Below are 22,412 nucleotides of genomic sequence, written 5' to 3' on the forward strand. Positions count from 1 at the left end.
GTCATGGTCGGCGCGGGTGCGGGATGCCGGGTGGGCCGTGTGGGTCCGGCTCGTCGATCCGGGTGGTGCCGGATGCGTCGCGGCGGTAGCGGTGGCCGCGCGGCGAGGTCCACTCGAACGTGGCGGGCGCGGTCATCTCGTAGCGCCAGGCGGTGTGGGTCTTGAGGCGGTGGTGGGACCGGCACAACGCGGCGAGGTTGTCGGTCTGGGTGGGGCCGGGCTGTGGTCTGCCTTCGGCGGCGGCGTCGTGGTCGTAGGGGGTGACGTGGTCGATGTCGCAGCCGCGGGCGGGGCGCGAGCACCACGGGAACACGCAGGTGCGGTCGCGAAGGACGATCTGCTCCCGGATCCGGTCGGGGATCGCGTAGGCGTCGGTGTGGAGCTGCGTGGTGAGGTCGATGACCGGCTTGATGGTGACCTTGGTGCGGGAGTCGGCGCACCAGTCGCGGATGTGGTCGAGCAGCACCAGCCGCTGGCCTTCCTCCAGCCGCCCGGTCGGACCGAAGACGGTGGCCTCACCGCAGAACGTGGCGTCGAGGTGGGCGTGCAGCACGACCTCCCGCACGACCGGCAGCCCGTCCTCGGCACACGTGGTCGCGGCGCCTTGGTGGTGCAGGTCCAGCGCGGTCTGGGTGCGGGCGAGATCACCCAAGGCGGCGGAGCGGCGGGCGTCGAGCGACTCCAGTGAGCCGAGCGCGGCGAGCGTGGCAGCGCCGTGGGCCAGCGCGCGGTCGAGGTCGAGGGCGTCGGCGAGGTCGAGCTCGGCCTCGAACGTCATCGTGCCGGCGAAGTGGACCTCCTGGTCGTGGACGGTGGCGTGGCGGGGGTCGATGTAGAGGTCGCCGTCCTCGGGGTCGGAGGCCGGGTCGGGGGCGGCGAGGTCGTAGCGCTTGATCGTCTCCGCGACCAGCCGGTCGAGCTGCGCCGGCCCGATGCGGCCGGCGACGGCGGCGACCTGCGCGTCCACGAACGCCGCCGCCTCACGCGTCAGCGCGGGGGTGCTGTGGATCGTGGCCTCCGCGACGGCACGCGCGCGCCATGCCGGCACCCGACCGGCCTGGACCTGCGCCCACAGTCGCGGGAGGCGGTGACGCAGCTCGAGGGCGTGGCCGATGAGCCTCTTCGCCGAGACCGTCGAGACGCCCAGGGCGCCGCCGAGCTCGGCGACGCAGAACTCCGCGACCAGGGGCGTGCCCTCGCCTGCGATGGGCTCCTCGTGCTCACAGCCCGGCACGGTGAAGGAGGCCGCGGAGTGGATCGACTCCGGCGGGTGCAGGTCGGCCCACCGCGCAGCCACGTCCAGCAGGTCGGCCGCGGCCCGCTCCTCCGCAGCCTTGCGCTCCCGTGCGAGCGCGAGCAGACCAGAGGCGGTGAGGTCCACGACCCCACCCCCTTCCGTCCTTGCCAGCGGCTCGATTATGTGTTCGATTTTACTGCCGGCCACCGACGATCGACATCGCCGTCACAAATCTGTGGAGGACCAACGCGCGCCGGTCGCCGCGATCAGCGAGACACACCGATCACGGCAAGGAGCGGCGTGACACGTTGGGTCGTGGCCCGGGGAAATCGAGGGCTGGTTGGTGGTCGGGCGCTCGCGATCGTCCAAGCGTTCCCCCTCCCCACCAGCCAGGCCGCGCGGCGATGCGTCGGTGCTCTCACCCCACCCGGATCGACCGGGACACCGATCCGGTCCGGAAGGCGGTGTCGGCAGTGACGGCCCGCACCTTGGTGCGCCGACTCTTGACGCGCACGCTCGTGGAAGCGCGTCCTCCCTCGTCGGTGGTCACCTTCCTGACGGTGCGCCACGAGCCCTTCCTGCGCACCTGCAACCGCACGGTCGCGGACGAGGTCCCGAAGTAGCCCGTCGGCCGCTCGTCCTCCGACCTGACCGCGAATCGGACCATCCGCCCCTTCCCAGGACGCCGCGGCTTCGCCTTGATGGTCGTCCTCGTCTCGGGAAGCCGGAACGACAGGGAGGTCTGCGCCACCGAGATCGGCACACAGGAGGAACTCGGGTTGCACGCCTCGCCCGTCCCCTGGATCACATAGGTGCCCGCCAGGTTGGGGGAGCCGCAGATGGAGAAGTCCTCCAACCCCGTGCTCGGCTCGCTCCACAGGTATTCGTAGTCGACCTCTCCGCCATCTGGGCCGATGAGCTCGAAGGTGATGCTCCAGCGGTCGGTGTATCCCGCCGGGAGACGCGCTGTGTAGGAGAACTCGTGACTGTCGCACGGGTCGTACAGCACTCCGCCCGGCATGCTGACGGCCACCTCGTCGGCCGCATGAGCAGGGGCGGCCGCACCCAGCGGGGCAAGAAGGAGAGCCGCCAGAGCGGGAACCGTCACACGTCTCATGCCTTCCCACGCTACGTCGCGGGGGCCCAACAGAACAGCCCCCGACCTCGCGTCTCCGCGAGCCAGGGGCTGTCGTGCACTCGGTGGGCGATACTGGGTTCGAACCAGTGACCTCTTCGGTGTGAACGAAGCGCGCTACCACTGCGCCAATCGCCCGAGCTCGCCAGAACGTTATCCCATCCGGTGCCCGGACCCGGAATCGGGTCAGGAACCGGTGCCGACGCCGCTCCGGTCGTCGCCGGTCTTGCGGCGCTCGCGCACCTCGCGGCGCAACTCGTCGGCCATCTCGGGGTGCCCGTGGAAGCGGCGGTAGCTGTAGACGATGAGCCCGATCGCGATGAAGGCGGACGCCACCTGCGTCACTCCGGTCCAGATGCCGCCGGGCAGCCACCACGCCTCCGAGACCGGCCACCACTCGGGCGCAGGGGGCTTGACGATCCACAGCACGCCGCACGCAGCGAGCACCAGGGCGCCGAGGCAGGACGCGACGATGCGCGTCCGGGTCTCGACGCTCTCGGCGGCGCCGATCATGGCCCGCAGCCGCACCGGCTCGACGCGGCGCTCCGCCCACGTGTACTGCTGGGACAGCAGGGCCAGCCCCGCGAAGATCCCGAGCAGGCCGGGGCCGGGCAGGAAGAGAGCCGCCACCCCGAGGACGAGCAGGGTCCAGCCCAGCGTCTCCAGAACGACCCGCTTGGCTGCCCGTGTCATAGGAGAAACCTACCCGCTCGGCCCAGTGCCCCTTTCGCAGGCGAAAACGGTGGATACCGTCAAGGTCGTCACGAGCCTCCATCAAGATCCGGTCTGGACCGGTATGGGTCATATTTCTGCGTTTTGCCTCACAAGCGCCCCGCGATGGCGTCTCATGAGCACGCACCCCGGGGCAAACTCTCGCCCCCGGAGACCACAAGGAGTCTCGATGAACATCTCCGGAAGCGGGCACACCCTGTCCGACGTCGCGTTGGACATCACCGTCGAGTGCATCGACGACCGCGGCATCCGCCACGAGATCGACACCGTGCTCAGCTATGCCGGCTCGGACCCCTTCGCCGTCGCGATGACCTTCGTCACCTCCGACGGCAACCTCGTGTGGACCTTCGGCCGGGACCTGCTGATCCGCGGCGCCGAGTCGCCTGCCGGGGACGGCGACGTCCACGTCTCCCCCGCCAGCAGCCTCAGCGGCCGCGCGATGGTGTCGATCGAGCTCAGCTCCCCCGACGGCCACCTCGTCCTGCTGGCCCGCGCGTCGGACGTCCTGGACTTCCTCGCTCGCACCATCGCCGTCATCGCGCCCGGCGCCGAGTCCGACTCCTTCGACGCCGACCTGCTCATCAGCCAGCTGCTGGCCTCCTGACGCCCCTGTCACACCGGGGCGTGCTGGGCGACCCAGCTCGCGTGCAGGCCCGCGTAGACGCTGCCCGCCTGCGTGACCAGCTCACGGTGGGGTCCGCGCTGCACCACACGACCCTTGTCGACCACGATCACCTCGTCGGCGCTCTCCGCGGTGGAGAGCCGGTGGGCGATCGTGACGGACGTGCGTGACTGCATCAGCCGCTCCAGGGCGCGTCCGATCTGCATCTCCAGCGCCGGGTCGACCGCGCTCGTCGCCTCGTCGAGCACGAGCAGGTCGGGGTCGGCCAGATGGGCGCGGAGCAGCGCGACGAGCTGCCGCTCGCCGGCCGACAGCGACTCGCCGCGCTGGCCCACCTGGGTGTCCAGGCCGCGCGGCAGGCCGGCGAGCCAGTCGTCGATGCCGAGCTCGACCGCGGACGCACGGATCTCGTCCTCGGTGGCGTCGAGCTTGCCGTAGCGCACGTTGGCGGTGATGGTGTCGTCGAAGAGGAAGCCCTCCTGCGGCACCAGCACCACGCTGCGCCGCAGCGACCGCGCGTTGATGCGGCGTACGTCGATCCCGTCGAGCAGCACGGCCCCGTCGACGGGGTCCATCAGGCGGGTGAGCAACTTGGCGAAGGTCGACTTGCCCGAGCCCGTCTCCCCCACGATCGCCACCCGCGTGCCCGCGGCGATCGCGAGGTCGATGTCGCGCAGCACCGGCGGGCCGCCGGGGTAGGCGAAGCTCACGTCGGCGAACCGGACGTCGATCGGGCCGCGCGGCAGCACCTCGCCGTCGTCGCCCGGGTCGACCAGGTCGGCCGGGGTCTCCAGGATGCCCAGCACCCGGCGCCAGCTGGCGATGGCGTTCTGGGCGTCGGTGAGGATCTGGGTGCCCATCTGCACCGGACCCACGAACAGGGTCACCAGGAAGGCGAAGGCGAGCACCTTGCCGGGCGTGATGTCGCCGGCGAAGCCGAGGAGCACGCCGATCACGATCACGCCGGCGTTGGCCAGGCCGGCCGACAGGCCGCCCAGGGAGAACGACGTGACGGTGTAGGTCTGCGCGTGGGTGTAGGCGTCCTGCCAGTCCTTGATCGCGGTGTCGATGCGCGCCTGGGTGCGGTCCTCGACGCCGTAGGAGCGGACGACCGCCGCACCGACGACCGGCTCGGAGATGGCGCCGAGCAGCACACCCACCTGGTGCCGCACGACGGTGTAGGCGGCCGACAGCTTCTTCTGGAACCAGCGGATGGAGAGGAACAGGGGCGCGAACGCCAGCCAGACGACCAGCGCGAGCTGCCAGCTGTAGACCACCATCAGCACGGTCGCCACCAGCATCTGGCCGATGCTGACCACGAAGATGAGCCCGCCGAAGACCAGGAACTGGCTCACCTGGTCGACGTCGCTGGTCACCCTCGAGACGAGGGCGCCGCGGCGCTCGGTGTTCTGCGTCAGCAGCGGGAGGTCGTGGACGTGGCGGAACGCCCTCGTGCGCAGGGTCGCGAGACCGCGCTCGGAGGTGGTGAACAGACGGCTCGTCATCTTGTAGGACGCCCAGCTCGTTGCGACGATCGCGATGGCGGCCACCACGCCCATCCACACGACGAAGTCGAGGCGCGGCCCGCCGGGACCGTTGAGGCCACGGTCGAGCGTCTGCTGCACCGCGATCGGCACGACGACCTGACCGCACGAGGCGATGACGGCGTAGACCAGGGTGCGGCCCAGGCCCTCGCGCAGCTCGGGCGAGTACTTCATGCCGAGCCGGATGGTGGCGAGGGCGCCGATGTCGGCACCGCTGTCCATCTGGGTGCCGGCCGTGGCCGGAGCGGTCGTGGTGCTCATCGCGTGCTCCCCTCGGCGTGGTCGGGACCGGCCGCGGCGCCGGGCGCCGCCCCCGGCGAGGTCTCGGCGGTCTCGGGTGCGGTCTCGGGCGCGGCCTCGTAGGCGTTGACGAGGTGGGCGTAGGCGGGGCTGGTGGCGAGCAGCTCGGCGTGGGTGCCGCGCCCCACGATCCGCCCCTCGTCGAGGTGCACGACCTCGTCGGCGAGCGAGATCGTCGCCTTGCGGTAGGCCACCACGACCAGGGAGGCGGCCGCTGCGTCAGCCGATCCGTCAGCCGGTCCGTCGCCCGATCCCTCGTGGTCGCCGGGCGAGCGGTCGTCGCGCAGCGAGGCGAGGATGCGGGCCTCGACCTCGGGGTCGACCGCGGAGGTGGCGTCGTCGAGGATCAGCAGCCGCGGGCGGCGTACGAGCGCCCGGGCGAGGGAGAGTCGTTGCCGCTGGCCTCCGGACAGCGACGTGCCGCGCTCGCCGAGCCGGGTGTCGAGCCCCTCGGGCAGGGCGGCGACGAAGCCGTCGGCCTGCGCGGTGCGCAGCGCCGCCCACACCTCCGCGTCGGGCACGTCCGCGCCGAGGGTGACGTTGCCCCGGACCGTGTCGTCGAACATGAACGCGGTCTGCGGCACGAGCGCGACGTCGCGCGGCAGCTCGCCCTTGCGCAGCCCGCGCAGGTCCTGGCCGTCGAGGCGGATCCGGCCGGCGTCGGGGTCGACCAGGCGGGTCATCAGGCTGGTGAGGGTGCTCTTGCCGGACGCGGTGGCGCCGACGAGGGCCACGATGCGTCCGGGGCGGACGTCGAAGTCGACGCCGCGCAGCAGCGGCGCGTCGGCGTCGTAGGAGTAGTGGAGGTCCTCGACCTCGAGGAGTGCCCCGCCCGTGGCGTCGCGGGGCAGCTCGTCGGAGCCGAACGCCATGCTGCCGGTCGCGTCGAGCACCGCCTTGGCACGGCGGTAGCCCACGACCGATCGCGGGAACTCGCCGAGCAGCCAGCCGATGGCGCGGATCGGGAAGGACACGATGGTCAGCAGGTAGGCGACGGTGACCACGTCGCCGGGGTCGGTGGCACCGCTGGAGACCCTGGAGACGCCGACGGCCAGCACGACGAGCACGCCGAGGCTGGGCAGGCTGGCCAGGGTCGGGTCGAAGACGGCCCGGATGCGCCCGGCGCGGATGTTGGTGTCGCGCAGCTCCTCGGCCTTGGCGCGGAAGCGGTCGGTCTCCTCGACCTCACGCCCGAGCGTCTTGACGACCATCGCGCCGTCGAAGGACTCGTGCGCGATCTCGCTGACCTCGGCCCGCAGGCCCTGCGCGCGGGTCATCAGCGGTGAGGAGTAGTGCTGGTAGAGCAGGTTGGCGACGACCACGGCGGGGAAGACCAGCAGGCCGACCAGCGCCATGACGACGTCGGCGACGAACATCTGCACGACGGCGATGACCATCATCACGATCGTGCCCAGCGCCATCGGCAGGGGCATGATCGGCGCCCACGCCGCCTCGACGTCGGAGTAGGCGTTGGAGAGCAGCTGGCCCGTGGGGTGCCGCTGGTGCCACTCCATCGGCAGCGAGAGGTATTGGCGGGTGACGCCGCGGCGGGTGTGCGACTGCATCCGGTAGTACATGATGCCGCCGCCGAGGCGGCGCGCGACGATGCCGACCGCGCGCAGGATCGCGACCGCCATGAACAGCGCGACCACCCACAGCAGCATGTCGGTGCCGATCTCGCCGGTGTCGAAGGCGGGGATCAGGACGTGCTCGGTGGCCCACCCGAGCACCCAGGCGTCGGCCACCGTGAGGACGCCGAACAGCACCGCGCCCAGCGTCGCGACCGTGAACACCGTGGGCTCGCGCTTGATGCCGACCCACAGGACCCGGAAGCCGTCGAGAGTGGTGGTGCCCCGCAGCTTCGCGTCCTCGCCCACAGGTGTCGCCCGCCTCCTCGTCGTGATCCGCGTCTCGCGGGTCGGTTGCTCACAGCAACCGCCCAACCTGGCAAGGCTATTCCTCGGCACTGACAGCGGACGAATCAGTACGCCGCTGCACGCCCCCGCTCAGGAGGCGCGGATGCGGGACAGGAACGCCCGGGTGCGCTCCTGCTGCGGGTCGCCGAGCACCTGATCGGGGCGCCCCCGTTCGTGGATGTGACCGTCGTGCAGGAAGCACACCTCGTCGGCCACGTCGCGGGCGAACGCCATCTCGTGGGTGTTGAGCAGCATGGTCACGCCCTCGGCCTTGAGCTCGGTGAGCAGGTCGAGGACCTCGCCGACCAGCTCGGGGTCGAGCGCGCTGGTCACCTCGTCGAGCAGCATCAGGCGGGGGTTGGCCACGAGCGCACGCGCGATGGCCACCCGCTGCTGCTGGCCGCCGGACAGGTCGTCGGGGCGGGCCGTCGCCTTCTCGGCCAGGCCGACGCGCTCGAGCATCGCCAGCCCGCGCGACCGGGCCTCCCGGGCATCCACCCCGTGCACCAGCCGCAGCGCCAGCGTCACGTTGCCGACGACGTCGAGGTGCGGGAAGAGGTTGTAGGCCTGGAACACCATCCCCATCCGCGAGCGGACCTTGTCGCCGTCGACGCGCGGGTCGGTGATGTCGCGCCCCTCGAAGGTGATCACGCCGTCGTCGACGACCTCGAGGAGGTTGACGCAGCGCAGGAGGGTGGACTTGCCCGATCCGGACGCGCCGATGAGGACGACGCACTGCCCGGGCTCGATGGTCAGGTCGACGTCGCGCAGCACCACGTGGTCGCCGAACGACTTGCGGACGCCGGCGAGGCGCAGGAGCTCGGTGGGAGCGTTCACAGAGGTCCTCCTGCTCCGTGGTAGCCCTTCTTGCGGGCGTAGCGGTCGGTGAGCCGTGCCATCGGGATGGTCAGGCAGCAGAACAGCACGCCCGCCACGACGTAGGGCGTGTAGTTGAAGTCGAGCGCGGTCTCGATCTGCGCCCGACGGATCGCGTCGGTCACGCCGAGCACCGCGATCAGGCCGGAGTCCTTCTGCAGCGAGACGAGGTCGTTCATCAGCGGCGGGATGACCCGACGCCAGGCCTGGGGCAGCACGACGTGGCGCAGCGTCTGGCCGTAGGTCAGTCCCATCGACCGGCCCGCCAGCCGCTGGCTGGGGTGCACCGACTCGATGCCGGCGCGGAAGACCTCCGCGACGTAGGCGGAGTAGGAGAGCACCAGCGCGGTGCCGCCCCAGAACAGCGGCGAGGTGGGGAGCCCCTGCAGGCTGAGGGCCGGGCCGCCGAAGCCGAGCAGGAAGATCACCAGCAGCAGCGGCAGCCCGCGGAACACGTCGACGTACGCCGTGCCGAGCAGCCGCAGCGGGAACGCGACCGGGCCGCGCAGGGTCCGCACGATCGCGACCGTCAGGCTGACGACCAGGATCAGGATCCAGCACACGACCATGACCCGGATGTTGAGCCAGAGCCCGTCGAGCACCGCGGGGAAGGACGAGACCGCCTTGTCCCAGTCGAAGTAGGTCTCGCGGACGCGCTCCCAGCCGGGTGAGCCGACGACGGCGGCGCCGATCGCGCCGAGTAGCAGCAGGGTGCTGCCCGCCGCGATCACGGCGCTGCGCAGGGTGCGGCGCCTCCGCCAGTCGTCACGCTCGAGCTGGACCGCGGAGGGAAGCCACCCCCCAGGCGCCTCGTCGGCGACCCGGTCCGTCATCAGGACAGCTCGGGAGCGCCCTGCTGGGCCAGCCACTCCTGGCCGATCTGGTCGAGGACGCCGTCCTCGCGCAGGGTGTCGACGGCCGCCGAGACGCACTCGGTGAGCGGGCTGTCCTTGGCCAGCACCGCGCCGAACTGCTCCGGCTCGCCCTCCGCGAGCGGCAGCTGGCCGACGATGGTGCCGTCGTCGAGCTGGACGGCCGTCATGTAGTAGGCGGTGGGCAGGTCGACGACGATGCCGTCGATCTGACCGTTCTTGAGCGCCTGCACGGCCTGGTCGTTGGTGTCGAAGACCGCGGGGTCCTGCGAGGGCTGGATCTGGTCGGTGATCGCGGTGTAGCTCGTGGTGCCGACCTGTGCGCCGAGCTTGGCGTCGGCCAGGTCGGCCAGGCTGGTGGCGCCCTCGATGGCGCTGCCCTCGTTGGTGATCACGGTCTGCACGACGTCGTAGTAGCCGGAGGAGAAGTCGACGGCCTTGCGGCGGGCCTCGGTGATCGAGACCTGGTTGATGTCGAGGTCGAACTCCTTGGGCCCGGGCTGGACCACCTTGTTGAACGGGACCGCGACCCAGGTGACCTGGTCCTCGGTGTAGCCGAGCTGCTCGGCGACGGCGTAGGCCACGGCGGACTCGTAGCCCTCGCCGTTGGCCGGGTCGTTGTCGACGAACCACGGCTCGTAGGCCGGGTCGTCAGTCGCGATCGTCAGGGTGCCTTCGGAGACGGTCTCGAGGGTCTCGGGCGTGCACGCGTCGGCGCTCGCGGAGTCGGCGGACTCGGAGGCGTCCGAGGTCGCGTCGGTGGCGGTGTCGCCCTCGTCGGTCGGGGCGCAGGCGGTGAGCGCGACCGTGGCGGTCGCGAGGGCGGCGATGGCGAGGTGGCGCTTCGCCACGCGCCGGGGCGTCTTCAGCATGGCCGAATCCTACGACTCCGGGTGGGCCGTCCTGACCGTATGACCGGCCGTGGACAGGCCGGCCTTGACCTCGCCGATGCTGAGGGTGCCGAAGTGGAAGACCGTCGCCGCGAGCACGGCGTCGGCTCCCGCCTCGACGGCCGGCGGGAAGTGCTCGACCGCCCCCGCTCCCCCGCTCGCGATGACCGGGATGCTCACCTCGCGGCGTACGGCCCTGATCAGGTCCAGGTCGAAGCCGACGGTCGTGCCGTCGGCGTCCATCGCGTTGAGCAGGATCTCGCCCGCGCCCAGCTCGGCGGCGCGCACGGCCCACTCGATCGCGTCGAGCCCGGCGCTCCTGCGACCGCCGTGGGTGGTCACCTCGAATCCGCTCTGCGTGCCGGTCGCCCGACGGGCGTCGACGCTGAGGACGAGCACCTGGTTGCCGAATCGGTCGGCGATCTCGGCGACCAGCTCCGGGCGGTTGATCGCAGCCGTGTTGACCGCGACCTTGTCGGCGCCGGCACGCAGGAGGCGGTCGACGTCGGTCACGCTGCCCACCCCGCCGCCGACGGTGAGCGGGATGAAGACCTCCTCGGCGCAGCGGCTGACCACCTCCATGGTGGTGGCACGGCCCTCGTGGGAGGCGGAGATGTCGAGAAAGGTCAGCTCGTCGGCGCCCTCGGCGTCGTACAGCCGCGCCAGCTCCACGGGGTCGCCGGCATCGCGCAGCTCGGTGAAGTTGACGCCCTTCACCACCCGCCCGCCGTCGACGTCGAGGCACGGGATGACCCGGATCGCGAGGCTCATCGCTCCGCCAGCCTTCGTGCGCGCGCCGCCAGCGCGATGTCGACGATCTCCGAGCGCGGCTGGCCCTCCAGCTCGGCCAGCGGCACCCATCGCGCGTAGTCGGTCGAGCCGTCGACCTCGGTCGTGCCCAGCTCGCCACCCGTGATCGTGGCCTCGAAGACGAAGCGCTGCGACCTGAACGGGCCGTCGAAGGTCCGGCCCTGCGCCGTGAAGTGGTGCTCGGCCAGCAGGATGCCCGGCTCCACGTGGTAGCCGGTCTCCTCGAACACCTCACGGACGACGCCGTCCATGATCGACTCGTCGTAGTCGATGCCGCCCCCGGGCAGCGACCACTCGGGGTCGCTGTGCCCCTCGCCGTTCCACCACGCGAGCAGCGCGCGGTCCTGGTCGTCGACGATCAGGACGTACGCCGCCAGGCGGGTGTGGTACTCGAAGAACTCCATGCTCAGGCGCCCCTCGTCAGGGCGAGCGCGTCCTCGAGGGTGAAGCGGCCCTCGTAGAGCGCCGTGCCCGCGATGGCCCCCTCGACGCCCTCGTCGACGAGGCCCATCAGGGCGCGGATGTCGTCGAGCGTCGTGACACCGCCGCTGGCGACGACCGGTCGGTCGGTCGCGGCGCACACGTCGCGGAGCAGCTGGAGGTTGGGGCCCTGGAGCATGCCGTCCTTGTTGACGTCGGTGACCACGTAGCGCGCGCAGCCCTCGCCGTCGAGGCGCGCGAGAGTCTCGTAGAGGTCGCCGCCGTCACGCGTCCAGCCGCGGGCGGCGAGCGTCGTGCCGCGTACGTCGAGGCCCACCGCGACCCGGTCGCCGTAGGTCGCGATCGCCCGGGCGCACCACTCGGGCTGCTCGAGCGCCGCCGTGCCGATGTTGACCCGCCGGCAGCCGGCCGCAATCGCCGCCTCGAGCGACTCGTCGTCACGGATGCCGCCGCTCATCTCGACCTGGATGTCGAGGGTGCCGACGATGCGCGCCTGCAGCTCGCGGTTGTGGCCGTGCCCGAACGCCGCGTCGAGGTCGACGAGGTGGATCCACTCCGCGCCGGCCTCCTGCCAGCGCAACGCCGCCTCGATCGGGTCGCCGAAGCGCTTCTCCGACCCGTCCACGCCCTGCACCAGCTGGACGGCCTGGCCGCCCTTGATGTCGACGGCGGGCAGGAGCTCGAGGTAGGGCTGCTCGGGGGTGCTGGGCATGGGTCGATCCTAGGATCGCCCCGCTCGCCCGCGCGTCGGCGGTGGTGGTGGCGAGACGGCGGGCTCGTGGTGGGGGCCGGGCTGCGGCCGTCGCGGTCGCGGGGCGGGTGGGTCCGGCGCAGCTCGACCGGCTCGTCGCCGAGGCCATCAAGCGCTTCGACCTCGCCGCGCCCGCCGGTCGACTGATCCGGAGGACGACTACCTGTACGTCGACCCACGTCACGCCACCCTCCACGACCACGAGGTGCACTTCGCCGGGACGATGCGGTTCGGGCCGACTGGGCGCCTCGAGCGGTCACGACCCCGCTCAACCACCCGGATCCGGGTGTCCCAGCGGGGACGAGACTGTCCTAGTGGGGCTGCTCGAGTGGTGGAAGGGCAGCGGCTGGTGCTGCTCGACCAGGTCCGCGACTGGTGTGCCGACTCGCGCACCAAGGTCACCATCAGACCGGTCATCGACCTCAACACGGAGCTCACTGCAGCGGGCTACGACGTCCCCGACAAGCTCCGCGAGCAGGGTCGTCCTCCGGGACCGCACCTGTGTCTTCCCGTGGTGCACCCGCCCCGCTAAGGGCTGCGACATCGACCACGGCACCCCCTACGACCACGACGCCGCAGCCGAGGGCAGACCGCAGCCCGGCCCCACCCGGAGCGACAACCTCGCCGCGCTGTGCCGGTCGCATCACCGCCTCAAGACCCACCCGCTTGGCACTACCGGACAACCGACCCGGGTGCGTACGAGTGGACCTCGCCGCACGGCCACCACTACCGCCGTGACCAGACCGGCACGCGCTCACTCGACCCACCCGCGTCGGTTCCGCCGGGCATCCCCCAACCTCGGCGACCATGACCCCGCCCCACGCCCCGCCCCCGACCAACTGGCGGGGCCAGAGGCAGGTGCCGCCGCGCCCACGACCGGATCGGCCTCCGCGCAGAGCTCGCGGAAGCGCAACGAACGGAACCGAACCAGCGCCGAGCCGCCCCGGACCCTCGCGCCGGGGAGGCGGCGCAAGCGCGACCCGGGCCGACCTCCCCCCGCGGGGCTGGGGTCCGCTCATCGTCGTCCTCGCCCTCAGCCGAGCGGGGGCCGGCCGCTGGGATGCGAGCCGTTGATCCGGTCGCCGTTCGCATACAGCGACACGTGCCCGTCCACCTGCAGGGCCTCGATCTCCGGATCAGCGACGAGCTCCTGGATCAGCGCAGGCGTGCCGCCGACGATCGTGCTGTCGTAGTCGATCTCGGAGTGGACAAGCCACGACCTGTCGTGCGGCCACCAGATCGTGGGCGACTGGACGATGCCCATCGCGCGGACCGTCCTGCTCCACGTCTCGGGAAGCCCGGCGGTCTCGAGCTCGGACGAGAGTGCGACCACGTCAGCCAGCGCGCCCGAGAACAGCCAGTACTGGCGGCCCGGCAGCCGAAAGGCGGGCTTGGCACGCCATCGCGCGGGCGAGCTCCCGAAGCCGGCCCAGAGGGCGGACCAGCACACCTCGGGAGTGTCGGTGTGCGCGCTCAGGTGGGCGACCATGAGCGGCAGGGTGATCGGATCGAGCGTCCCGAGACGCGGTCCCGGTATCCGTTCGGTGTCTGGTCGATCGGCCTCCCGGGACATGTCGGTGAACTGGGCAGCGGGATGGAACACCGCGCCGCGGTCGTCGGCGATCGCGGCCCACGTGCTCGGACGGTCGCCGCTGGGGAGACCCTGATCGGGACGGTGGAAGATCCGTGCGTAGGCAGGGAACGTGCTCGTGACGAGGTCGACGACCCGTCCGTGGAAGTGGTCTGGGATGGCCGACACCAGCCAGTCGGCTGCCGCCGTGTCGTCGAGCGGCTCGATGGTCGTCTCCCCCATTTGCGGGAGACTACTGCTGCATGCGCGGCTCCTCCCTGGGACCGAGCGGCGTGCATCGATCCGGGCTAGCGTGGGGCCCGTGATCGGCGACCGGTGGGGCGTCAGCCCCGAGGAGGCACGTCGCGGATACGGGTGCGACGCCTTCGTGCCAGCGCCAACGATGCAGGCGTGGCGCGGGGTCACGGTGGACGCGGAGCCGGCGACTGTGTGGGCCCGGCTGAGGCAGGTGCGCCTCGCGCCCTACTCCTACGACCTGCTCGACAACCTCGGGCGGAGGTCGCCGCGCGAGCGCCTCGACGTGCCCGAGCCCCGCGTCGGCGACCCGTTCACCCGCGCGCTGGGTGGTGACCAGGGACGGGTGCTGGCGGTCGTGCCCGGCCGCGAGCTGACGGCGACGATCATGGGCGCACACCTGACGTACGCCGTCGCGCCGGGTCCCGACGGCACCCGCCTGCTGCTCAAGGTGGTCGCCGCGACGCCCCACTGGGTGGCGCCGCTGCTGTCGGTGGGCGACCTGGTGATGGCGCGTCGGCAGCTGCTGACGCTCAAGCGGCTCGCCGAGGACGATCAGCGCCAGACGGGGGCGACCTCGCGGCGGTAGCGGCGGGCGACCACCCGGGTCATCACCGTCACCACCGGGCCCGGGATCGCGGCGCGCAGCGACGACAGCTCGCGCTCGCCCGCACCGTCCTGCATCCAGGCGAGGGCGTTGGCGGCGTCGACGGCGCTGGCCGGTCGCAGCTTCTTGGTCAGCTCCCTGAACTCCGGGTCGTCGTGGAGGGCCCCCATCGGGCCCTCGACGTCGCGCTCCTCGTGGTCGAGGTGGCCGTTGATGACCTCGCGGGCGCGGGCCACCTCGTCGGCGGCGGCCGTGGCGTTGACGGCTGTGGGGGCGGCGACAACGGCGTCGAGGCTGGTGGAGACCGCGGCCAGGGCCTGCTTCATCGCGACGTGCTCGGCCTCCATCTCCTCGAGCAGGGTGAGGTCGAAGCCGCGCGACTCGAGGAACGGCCACACGTGCTCGTCCTCGGCCTCGTGGTGGTGGGTCAGCTCACGCTGCAGGTTGCGCCAGGCGGTCCGGATCTGCGCGGCCCGCGCCGCGTCGCCCTCGCGGAGCTCGCGCAGCGCCTGCTCGGTGCGGGAGACGTCGCGGCGCACGGCGGCATGGATGATCTGGTTCATGCTCAGCTGCTCGGTCACCCCGCGAAAGTAGACCCGCCGACGACCCCGCCGCGACCCAGTTTTCGGGGATCCTCAGTGCTGCGGGCGCCGGCGCAGCAGGTGGCGCACCAACACCGCCGTCGCCGCCACGGCGGCCAGCACGCCCAGCAGCGCCCACGGCCGACTGCCGCCCCAGAACGTCTCCACCACCGCGATCCCCACCGTGAGGTAGACCCCCGCCCAGATCAGGGCGCCGAGGAACAGGGCGGGCACGTAGCGGCGCAACGGCATCCGCAGCGTGCCGGCCGCGAGGTTGACGGCCGTCTGCACGCCCACGGTGAGGAAGCACAGGGTGACCGCCGGCGCGCCGAAGCGGCGTACGACCTCCTCGCCGCGCGCCAGCCAGGCGTTGTCGAGCGACCAGCGGCGTCCCGCGGCGCCGCGTGCACCGCGCCCGACCAGGTAGGTCCCTCCGGCCCGGCAGAAGGCCACGACCACGAGGAACGCATAGAGGGGGACGACGGGCCAGTCGGGCACGCGGTCATCCTCCCAGCCGCGCCGGCCTAGCCCGTCGGGAGGGACGCGACCCAGTTGCGCAGCAGCGCGGCACCGGCGTCGCCGGACTTCTCGGGGTGGAACTGCGTGGCCGAGAGCGGGCCGTTCTCCACCGCGGCCACGAACCGGTCGCCCCCGTGCTCGGCCCAGGTGACCAGCGGCGCCGTGGTGCGGTCGTTGGTGACCAGCTCCCACTCGCGCACGCCGTAGGAGTGCACGAAGTAGAACCGCTCGTCCTCGATGCCGCCGAAAAGGCGCGACCCCTCGGGCACCTCGACGGTGTTCCAGCCCATGTGCGGCACCACGTCGGCCTGCAGCCGGTCGACGGTGCCCGGCCACTCGTCGCAGCCGGCGGTCTCGACCCCGTGCTCGACCCCCCGCGCGAAGAGGATCTGCATGCCCACGCAGATGCCCAGCACCGGGCGTCCGCCCGCGAGGCGACGGCCGATGATCCGCTCGCCCTTGATCTCGCGCAGGCCGGCCATGCACGCGGCGTACGCCCCCACACCGGGCACCACGAGACCGTCGGCGGCCAGCGCGGTGTCGAAGTCGCTCGTCAGCGTGACCCGTGCCCCGGCGCGCTCGACCGCCCGCACGGCCGAGCGGAGGTTGCCCGAGCCGTAGTCGAGGACGACGACGTCGGGAGCGGTCACAGGCTGCCCTTGGTGGAGGGCACGCCGGTCTCGCGCGGGTCGATGGCGACCGCGTCGCGGAAGGCGCGGGCGAAGGCCTTGAACTGGGCCTCCACGACGTGGTGCGGGTCGCGGCCGCCGAGCACCCGCACGTGGAGCGCGAGGTGGGCGTGGAAGGAGATCGTCTCGAAGACGTGGCGGGTCAGCGAGCCCATGTAGGGCGCGCCGGTGCCGCCGATGGCGACGTACTGCTGGCCCTCCGGCTCGCCGGTGTGCACGCAGTAGGGACGGCCGGAGACGTCGACGACGGCCTGGACCAGCGCCTCGTCGAGCGGCACGGTCGCGTCGCCGAAGCGGCGGATGCCGGTCTTGGCGCCGAGGGCCTGCCGCAGCGCCTGGCCGAGCACGATCGCGGTGTCCTCGACGGAGTGGTGGGCGTCGATGTGGGTGTCGCCGGTGGTCGTCACCACGAGGTCGACCAGCGAGTGGCGGGCGAACGCGTCGAGCATGTGGTCGTAGAAGCCCACGCCCGTCGACACCTCGGAGCGGCCGCTGCCGTCGAGGTCGACCTCGACGAGCACGCTGGACTCCTTGGTGGTGCGCTCGATCTTCGCGGTGCGGCTCATGCCGGCTCCTCCATCTTGTCGTCCACCTTGTGGTCCGTCTCGTGGTCCGTCTGGTGGTCCGTGCCTCGGACCGTGTCGAGCAGGGCGCCCTTGAACGCTGCCATCTCCTCGGCCGTGCCGATCGAGACCCGCAGCCACCCGTCGGGCCCGGTCTCGCGGATCAGCACGCCGCGCTCGACCAGACCCTGCCAGACGGCGTGCCGGTCGGCGAACCTGCCGAACAGCGCGAAGTTGGCGTCGGAGTCGGCGACCTCGAAGCCCTGCTCGCGCAGCCACGCCACCGTCGCGTCGCGCTCGGCGCGCAGGTCGTCGACCCGGCCGAGCAGCTCGGGGGCGTGGCGCAGCGCCGCCAGCGCGGTCGCCTGGGTGACCGCTGAGAGGTGGTAGGGCAGCCGCACCACCCGGAGCGCGTCGCAGATCGCCGGGTCGGCGGCGAGGTAGCCCAGGCGCGCACCGGCCAGCGCGAAGGCCTTGCTCATCGTGCGGGTCACCACGAGGTTGCGGTGCGCGGGCAGCAGCTCCAGGGCGCTGGGGGTGCCGGCGCGGCGGAACTCGCCGTAGGCCTCGTCGACGACGACCAGCCCGCCGGGCTCGTAGGACGCCGCCGCCTCGCAGAGCATCGCGACGGCCTCGGGCGGCAGCGCCGTGCCGGTGGGGTTGTTGGGGCTCGGCAGCAGCACGATCGTGGGCCGGCGCTCCTCCACCAGCCGCCGGGCGGCGTCGAGGTCGATCGAGAAGTCGTCGGCACGGCGGCCGGCGACCCACTCGGTCATCGCGTCGCGGGCGTACTCGGGATACATCGAGTAGGTGGGCGCGAACGACAGCGCGACCCGCCCCGGACCCCCGAAGGCCTGCAGCAGCTGGAGCATCACCTCGTTGGACCCGTTGGCCGCCCACACCATCTCGGGCGTGATGCCCGAGCCGCCGGAGGTGTCGAGGTAGGCCGCGAGTGCCGTGCGCAGCTCGACGAACTCTCGGTCGGGATAGCGGTTGAGCGACACCGCGGCCCGGCCGACCGCCCGGGCGATGTCGGCCGCCGCCTCCGGCGAGGGGCCGTAGGGGTTCTCGTTGACGTTGAGCTGCACGGGCGCCTGCTCCAGCGAGAGCTGCGGCGCGCCGTAGGGCTCGATCCCCCACAGGTCGTCCCGCAGGGGCGGGAAGGGCGCGCTCATCGCTGCGAGCGGTCCGCGAACCGCGAGCTCACGCCGGCGCCGTGGCCGGGCAGGTCCTCCGCCTCGGCCAGGGTCACGACGTGGTCGGCGACCTCCGCGAGCGCCTCGCGCGTGTACTCCACGTGGTGCACGCGACGCATGAACGAGTGCACGCCCAGCCCCGAGGAGTGGCACGCGCAGCCCGCGGTGGGCAGCACGTGGTTGGAGCCGGCGCAGTAGTCGCCCAGCGCCACCGGCGACCAGGGTCCGATGAAGACCGCACCGGCGTTGCGCACGCGGGCGGCAACGCCGCGCGCGTCGCGGGTGTGGATCTCGGTGTGCTCGGAGGCGTAGGCGTTGACGACGTCGAGGCCCTGCTCGAGGTCGTCGACCAGCACGATCGCGGACTGCGGGCCGCCGAGTGCGGCCGCGACGCGCTCGCCGTGCCGGGTGGCGGCGACCTGCTTGCCGAGCTCGGCCTCGACCTCGTCGGCCAGCGAGGTCGAGTCGGTGACCAGCAGCGAGGCGGACGTGCCGCCGTGCTCGCACTCGGTGAGCAGGTCGGCGGCCACGAACGCGGGGTCGGCCGAGTCGTCGGCGAGCACGGCGATCTCGCTGGGACCGGCCTCGGAGTCGATGCCCACCACGCCGCGCAGCAGGCGCTTGGCGGCGATCACGTAGAGGTTGCCGGGACCGGTCACCAGGTCGACCCGGCGGCAGGGGCCCGCGCCGTGCGCCAGCATGGCGATGGCCTGGGCGCCGCCGACGGCGTAGACCTCGTCGATGCCCAGCAGGGCGCAGCCGGCCAGGATCGTCGCGTCGGGCAGCCCCGTCTCACGGGTGGGCGGCGCGGCGACGCACAGCGACGGCACGCCCGCGACCTGGGCGGGCACGACGTTCATCACCAACGTCGACACCAGCGGCGCCAGGCCCCCGGGGACGTAGAGCCCGGCGCGGTCGACGGGGATGGAGCGGTGGGTGACGGTGGCACCGGGCGCCACCTCGACCACGGAGTCGGCCTCCACGTCGGCTTCGCTGGTGAGCCGGAGCCGGCGGATCGACTCCTCCAGCCCGGCCCGGACGGCGGGGTCGAGCGCCTCGAGGGCGTCTCGCAGGGCCGCGGGAGGCACCCGCGGGTCGGGCACGTCGACGCCGTCGAGCTCGAGGGTGAGCGCGCGGACGGCGTCGGCTCCCCCGGTCCGGACCGCCTCGATGATCGGCGCCACGACATGCGTGGCCGCCTCGACGTCGAACTCGGCGCGAGGCACGCTCGCGCGGTAGTCGACGGACGCCGCGTCGGCGCCCCTCAGGTCGATGCGACGGATCAGGGACATGCCCCGATTCTAGGTTCCTGGGCGGCACGACCCTAAGCGGCGCGTCCATCGTGGACAGCGGCCACTAGTGTCGTGGGTGTGAGCGATCCGATGCCGATGTTCCCGCTGAGCACCGTGGTGTTCCCGGGCATGGCCGTGCCGCTCCACGTCTTCGAGGACCGCTACCGGATGCTCGTGCGGCACCTCCTCGAGGTGGACGACCCGGCGGATCGGGTGTTCGGCACGGTCGCCATCCGGGAGGGCTACGAGGTCGGCGACCACGGCGCCCAGTCGGTCTACCGCGTCGGCTGCGTGCTGCAGCTCACCGAGGCCGAGCGCCGCGACGACGGCACCTTCGACATCGTGGCGGTGGCCCGCGAGCGGCTGGTGCTCGAGGAGATGCAGCGCGGCGCCGACTTCCCCCAGGGGCTGGCGGTGGTCCTGCCCGAGCCCGAGGTCGAGGTCCCCGCCGAGGTGCTCGACCGGGCCCGCGCGACCTTCACCGCGTTCCGGGCGGCCATGACGGAGCTGCAGGGCGACCCGTTCAGCGGCACCCTGCCGCGCGACCCCGACTACCTGGCCTGGACCCTCTCGGCGCTGGCCCCGCTCCCGATGGCCGAGCGGCAGGCGCTGCTCGAGGCCCCCGACGCCACCGAGCGGCTCACCCTCGTCACGCGGCTGCTGACCGAGGAGCTCCGCGCCATCAACGTGATCCCGTCCCTGCCGGCCACGCAGGTCGCCCGCACGGCCTGGTCGCCCAACTGAGCCGAGTCGGCGCCGATGGCGAAGAAGGCACAGGGTGCGGGCGGCACCCCCGCCACCCTCGCCCTGACGAGGGCAGGCATCCACTACCTGCCGCGGACCTACGAGCACGACCCGCGCGCGACGTCGTACGGCCTCGAGGCGGCCGGGGCGCTCGGCGAGGACCCTGCGCGGGTCTTCAAGACGCTGCTCACCTCCCTCGACGGCGAGCTGGTCGTGGCCGTCGTGCCGGTGGCCGGACAGCTCGACCTCAAGGCCCTCGCGCGGGCGCTGGGCGGCAGCAAGGCGGTGATGGCCGACGTGGCCACCGCCGAGCGGGCCACGGGCTACGTCGCCGGGGGCATCTCCCCCATCGGCCAGAGGCGCGCGCACCGCACGGTGCTCGACACCTCGGCCCTCGACCACGCCACCGTGCTGGTGTCCGGCGGGCGACGCGGCTTCGACATCGAGCTCGCTCCGCAGGACCTGGTGGCGGTCACCGGTGCGGTGACCGCCACCATCGGTCGCTGAGCGGGTGCCTCAGTCGGTCGTGATCTTGACCAGGCCGTGGACGACGTCGTCGTCGACCCATCCGCTGACGCCGAACGCCGCGAGCGGCTCGAGGTTCTTGCTGATCTCGGGGTCGTCCTCGGCCAGCCGGACCAGCCAGTCGTCGTCGGCGTCGAAGTTGAGGTAGAACACCGTCTGCGCGTCGCCGTCGATGACGTCGGTGTAGGCGGCGCTGTCGCCGAGGCCGCTCTCGGACTCGAGCGAGGAGCGGTAGTCGTCCTGCAGCGCGAGGACGGCGTGCCCGTCGGCCTCGGTGACCTGGAGGTAGTCCTCGGCCTCGTAGCCGACTGCCGCGCTGATCTTGTCGAGCACGGCCTGGATCTCGTCAGCGTCGCCCTTGATCGTGATGCCGGCGGGGACCTCCTGCGGACCGCCGTTGGCGATGGCGTCGGGGTCGATCCCGCCACCGACGGACACGGTGACGCCCTCGCCGAGGAGCGTCTCGATGTCCTCGGGGAACGCGAGGCCGGTCTCGGACTCGAACTGCGCGATCTGGTCGTCGACGGACGCGGCCTCGTCGGGCGCGACCGACTTGATGTAGTCGAGCAGGCCCTGCGCCCAGCCCTCGCCCAGGGAGAACCCGAAGGCGGCGATGGTGTCCTCGGGGAGGCCGGCCACCATCTCGGCGCCGGTCTTGCTGGCGAGGAACTTGGTCATGTCGGGCTGGTAGTCGCTCGTGGCGTACTCGATCTCGACCGCACCGTCGTCGAAGCGGACGGTGGCGGCCATGCCGTCGAAGTCGTCCACCATCTGCTGCAGCTCCGGCGGGACCTCCTCAGACGAGGTCTCGGACGCGGGCTCGTTGAGGCAGGCGTCGATCTCCTCGGTCGTGGTGGCCCCGGCCAGGCACTCGGAGGACAGTTCCATCGGGTCGGCAGCGCCGCTGAACAGCGGGCCGCCGAGCATCGCGCCGGTGGCGCCGAAGTCGTCCATGTACTTGGTGACGGCCTTGCCGACGTACATCGACATGAATCCGTCGTCACCGGCCTCGCCGGTCCACTCCTCGAACGCCGCGTCGCCCGCGAGCGGGGAGCCGTCGGCGGCCTCGACGACCTTCTGGGCGATCTCCCGGGTCTCCGCGACGACGATCCAGTCGCCCTCGACCACCCAGCCGCCGACGTCGGTGCTGGCCTCGGCGTCACCGCCGTCCTCGCCGCCGCCGCAGGCGTCGATGAGTGCCGAGAGGCCGTCCTCGGCCTTGCCGGCGTCGGAGGTCTGCACGACGCCGACCGGCGTGGGCTCGTCCTCGCCGAGGTCGACCACGGCCATCGCGGCGCGCGAGCCCAGCCACGGCTTGACGTCGGCGTCGTAGTCGAGGCCCTCGCACTCGCCCGAGGACGTGATCTCCTCGAAGAGGCGCTCGCGCAGGTCCTCGTCGCTCTTGATGTCGACCTGGTCGGTGAACCCGGGGAACTTCCGCAGGGTCTTGATGGCCTCGATCTTCTGCCCGCCGCTCGGGTCGAGGTCGACGCTGACGTAGGCGACCGTGGAGGCCGGGAGCGCCTCGGCGGGCTGCGACCCGGTGGCGAAGAAGCTGCTGGCGGCCCAGGCGCCACCGGCGACCACCGCGCCGCCGGCCACGATCGCCCCGAGGGCGATGAGCCGCTTCTTGCTGTCGTCGCCGGGCACCGGCTGCGCCGGACCCGATCCGTCCAGGTACTCGGGCCGCTCGGCCGGTCCCCCAGGTGTCATGCTCATGTCGTCCTGCTCCCCCACTGCACGGG

The 22,412-nt window shown here is 72.2% G+C and carries 24 protein-coding genes and 1 tRNA gene; 5 read left to right on the forward strand and 20 right to left on the reverse strand.

What is annotated here, in order from left to right; all coding sequences use genetic code 11:
- Position 1 precedes the first annotated feature (1 nt).
- The 4 genes from JX575_RS11530 to JX575_RS11545 form a co-directional block, all read right to left on the reverse strand.
- Positions 2-1,381, reverse strand: a complete 1,380-nt coding sequence (locus JX575_RS11530) for an HNH endonuclease signature motif containing protein (protein ID WP_186341103.1) — start codon at positions 1,379-1,381, stop codon at positions 2-4.
- Positions 1,382-1,655: 274 nt separating this feature from the next.
- Positions 1,656-2,354 carry a hypothetical protein gene (locus JX575_RS11535; RefSeq protein ID WP_186341102.1) on the reverse strand — a complete coding sequence of 233 codons (699 nt, stop codon included), beginning with the start codon at positions 2,352-2,354 and terminating at the stop codon, positions 1,656-1,658.
- Between the two features lie 84 nt (positions 2,355-2,438).
- A tRNA-Val gene (locus JX575_RS11540) sits at positions 2,439-2,510 on the reverse strand.
- A 48-nt stretch (positions 2,511-2,558) separates the two neighbouring features.
- Positions 2,559-3,065, reverse strand: a complete 507-nt coding sequence (locus JX575_RS11545; protein WP_186341101.1) for a PGPGW domain-containing protein — start codon at positions 3,063-3,065, stop codon at positions 2,559-2,561.
- A gap of 208 nt (positions 3,066-3,273) precedes the next feature.
- On the opposite strand from JX575_RS11545, the gene JX575_RS11550 reads away from it, so the two are divergent.
- Positions 3,274-3,708: an SsgA family sporulation/cell division regulator gene (locus JX575_RS11550; RefSeq protein ID WP_186341100.1), complete on the forward strand. Its 435-nt coding sequence runs from the start codon at positions 3,274-3,276 to the stop codon at positions 3,706-3,708.
- Between the two features lie 8 nt (positions 3,709-3,716).
- Here the strand turns inward: JX575_RS11550 and JX575_RS11555 are convergent, their stop codons facing one another.
- The 8 genes from JX575_RS11555 to priA form a co-directional block, all read right to left on the reverse strand.
- Positions 3,717-5,531, reverse strand: a complete 1,815-nt coding sequence (locus JX575_RS11555; protein ID WP_186341099.1) for an ABC transporter ATP-binding protein — start codon at positions 5,529-5,531, stop codon at positions 3,717-3,719.
- Positions 5,528-7,447: an ABC transporter ATP-binding protein gene (locus tag JX575_RS11560; RefSeq protein ID WP_241005117.1), complete on the reverse strand. Its 1,920-nt coding sequence runs from the start codon at positions 7,445-7,447 to the stop codon at positions 5,528-5,530. The genes JX575_RS11555 and JX575_RS11560 overlap by 4 nt, the downstream gene beginning before the upstream one ends.
- Before the next feature lie 129 nt (positions 7,448-7,576).
- On the reverse strand, positions 7,577-8,323 hold the full coding sequence (locus JX575_RS11565) for an amino acid ABC transporter ATP-binding protein (RefSeq protein ID WP_186341098.1): 747 nt from the start codon (positions 8,321-8,323) through the stop codon (positions 7,577-7,579).
- Complete coding sequence (locus JX575_RS11570) at positions 8,320-9,195, reverse strand: amino acid ABC transporter permease (protein WP_186341097.1); 876 nt, start codon at positions 9,193-9,195, stop codon at positions 8,320-8,322. The genes JX575_RS11565 and JX575_RS11570 overlap by 4 nt, the downstream gene beginning before the upstream one ends.
- Positions 9,195-10,106, reverse strand: a complete 912-nt coding sequence (locus JX575_RS11575; RefSeq protein WP_186341096.1) for an ABC transporter substrate-binding protein — start codon at positions 10,104-10,106, stop codon at positions 9,195-9,197. Before JX575_RS11575 ends, JX575_RS11570 begins: the two co-directional genes overlap by 1 nt.
- A 9-nt stretch (positions 10,107-10,115) precedes the next feature.
- Positions 10,116-10,895, reverse strand: a complete 780-nt coding sequence (hisF, locus tag JX575_RS11580; protein WP_186341095.1) for an imidazole glycerol phosphate synthase subunit HisF — start codon at positions 10,893-10,895, stop codon at positions 10,116-10,118.
- Positions 10,892-11,338, reverse strand: a complete 447-nt coding sequence (locus JX575_RS11585; protein ID WP_206054379.1) for an NUDIX domain-containing protein — start codon at positions 11,336-11,338, stop codon at positions 10,892-10,894. The genes hisF and JX575_RS11585 overlap by 4 nt, the downstream gene beginning before the upstream one ends.
- 2 nt (positions 11,339-11,340) lie before the next feature.
- The gene (gene priA, locus JX575_RS11590) at positions 11,341-12,087 is read right to left on the reverse strand and encodes a bifunctional 1-(5-phosphoribosyl)-5-((5-phosphoribosylamino)methylideneamino)imidazole-4-carboxamide isomerase/phosphoribosylanthranilate isomerase PriA (RefSeq protein WP_186341094.1); all 747 of its coding nucleotides are present in this window, start codon (positions 12,085-12,087) and stop codon (positions 11,341-11,343) included.
- A gap of 367 nt (positions 12,088-12,454) precedes the next feature.
- Here priA and JX575_RS11595 point away from each other — a divergent pair, with 367 nt between their 5' ends.
- Positions 12,455-12,658, forward strand: coding sequence for a hypothetical protein (locus tag JX575_RS11595; RefSeq protein WP_186341093.1), 204 nt, complete (start codon positions 12,455-12,457; stop codon positions 12,656-12,658).
- A 501-nt stretch (positions 12,659-13,159) separates the two neighbouring features.
- Here the strand turns inward: JX575_RS11595 and JX575_RS11600 are convergent.
- Complete coding sequence (locus JX575_RS11600) at positions 13,160-13,939, reverse strand: hypothetical protein (protein WP_186341092.1); 780 nt, start codon at positions 13,937-13,939, stop codon at positions 13,160-13,162.
- A gap of 79 nt (positions 13,940-14,018) precedes the next feature.
- Between JX575_RS11600 and JX575_RS11605 the strand changes: the two genes are divergently transcribed.
- Positions 14,019-14,540 (forward strand): polyketide cyclase, encoded by a 522-nt coding sequence (locus JX575_RS11605; RefSeq protein WP_186341091.1) that lies wholly within the window; start codon positions 14,019-14,021, stop codon positions 14,538-14,540.
- Here JX575_RS11605 and JX575_RS11610 read toward each other — a convergent pair.
- From JX575_RS11610 to hisD, 6 genes are read right to left on the reverse strand one after another with little or no spacing between them, the layout of a single operon-like run.
- A complete protein-coding gene (locus JX575_RS11610) occupies positions 14,507-15,139 on the reverse strand; it encodes a hemerythrin domain-containing protein (RefSeq protein WP_186341090.1) in 633 nt (210 codons plus the stop codon). The genes JX575_RS11605 and JX575_RS11610 overlap by 34 nt on opposite strands.
- A 54-nt stretch (positions 15,140-15,193) precedes the next feature.
- Positions 15,194-15,637, reverse strand: coding sequence for a VTT domain-containing protein (locus JX575_RS11615; protein ID WP_186341089.1), 444 nt, complete (start codon positions 15,635-15,637; stop codon positions 15,194-15,196).
- 26 nt (positions 15,638-15,663) lie between these two features.
- Positions 15,664-16,308, reverse strand: a complete 645-nt coding sequence (gene hisH / locus JX575_RS11620; protein ID WP_186341088.1) for an imidazole glycerol phosphate synthase subunit HisH — start codon at positions 16,306-16,308, stop codon at positions 15,664-15,666.
- On the reverse strand, positions 16,305-16,913 hold the full coding sequence (gene hisB, locus JX575_RS11625; RefSeq protein ID WP_186341087.1) for an imidazoleglycerol-phosphate dehydratase HisB: 609 nt from the start codon (positions 16,911-16,913) through the stop codon (positions 16,305-16,307). The genes hisH and hisB overlap by 4 nt, the downstream gene beginning before the upstream one ends.
- The gene (locus tag JX575_RS11630) at positions 16,910-18,085 is read right to left on the reverse strand and encodes a histidinol-phosphate transaminase (protein WP_186341086.1); all 1,176 of its coding nucleotides are present in this window, start codon (positions 18,083-18,085) and stop codon (positions 16,910-16,912) included. The genes hisB and JX575_RS11630 overlap by 4 nt, the downstream gene beginning before the upstream one ends.
- Positions 18,082-19,398, reverse strand: coding sequence for a histidinol dehydrogenase (gene hisD / locus JX575_RS11635; protein ID WP_206054380.1), 1,317 nt, complete (start codon positions 19,396-19,398; stop codon positions 18,082-18,084). Before hisD ends, JX575_RS11630 begins: the two co-directional genes overlap by 4 nt.
- A gap of 78 nt (positions 19,399-19,476) precedes the next feature.
- Between hisD and JX575_RS11640 the strand changes: the two genes are divergently transcribed.
- Positions 19,477-20,142 (forward strand): LON peptidase substrate-binding domain-containing protein, encoded by a 666-nt coding sequence (locus JX575_RS11640; protein ID WP_186341085.1) that lies wholly within the window; start codon positions 19,477-19,479, stop codon positions 20,140-20,142.
- Between the two features lie 15 nt (positions 20,143-20,157).
- Complete coding sequence (gene ybaK / locus JX575_RS11645; RefSeq protein ID WP_186341084.1) at positions 20,158-20,649, forward strand: Cys-tRNA(Pro) deacylase; 492 nt, start codon at positions 20,158-20,160, stop codon at positions 20,647-20,649.
- A 9-nt stretch (positions 20,650-20,658) separates the two neighbouring features.
- Here ybaK and JX575_RS11650 read toward each other — a convergent pair whose 3' ends face one another.
- A complete protein-coding gene (locus tag JX575_RS11650) occupies positions 20,659-22,386 on the reverse strand; it encodes a DUF3352 domain-containing protein (protein WP_186341083.1) in 1,728 nt (575 codons plus the stop codon).
- Between the last annotated feature and the right edge of the window lie 26 nt (positions 22,387-22,412).

This window comes from Nocardioides sp. zg-1228 (assembly GCF_017086465.1).
GTDB lineage: Bacteria > Actinomycetota > Actinomycetes > Propionibacteriales > Nocardioidaceae > Nocardioides.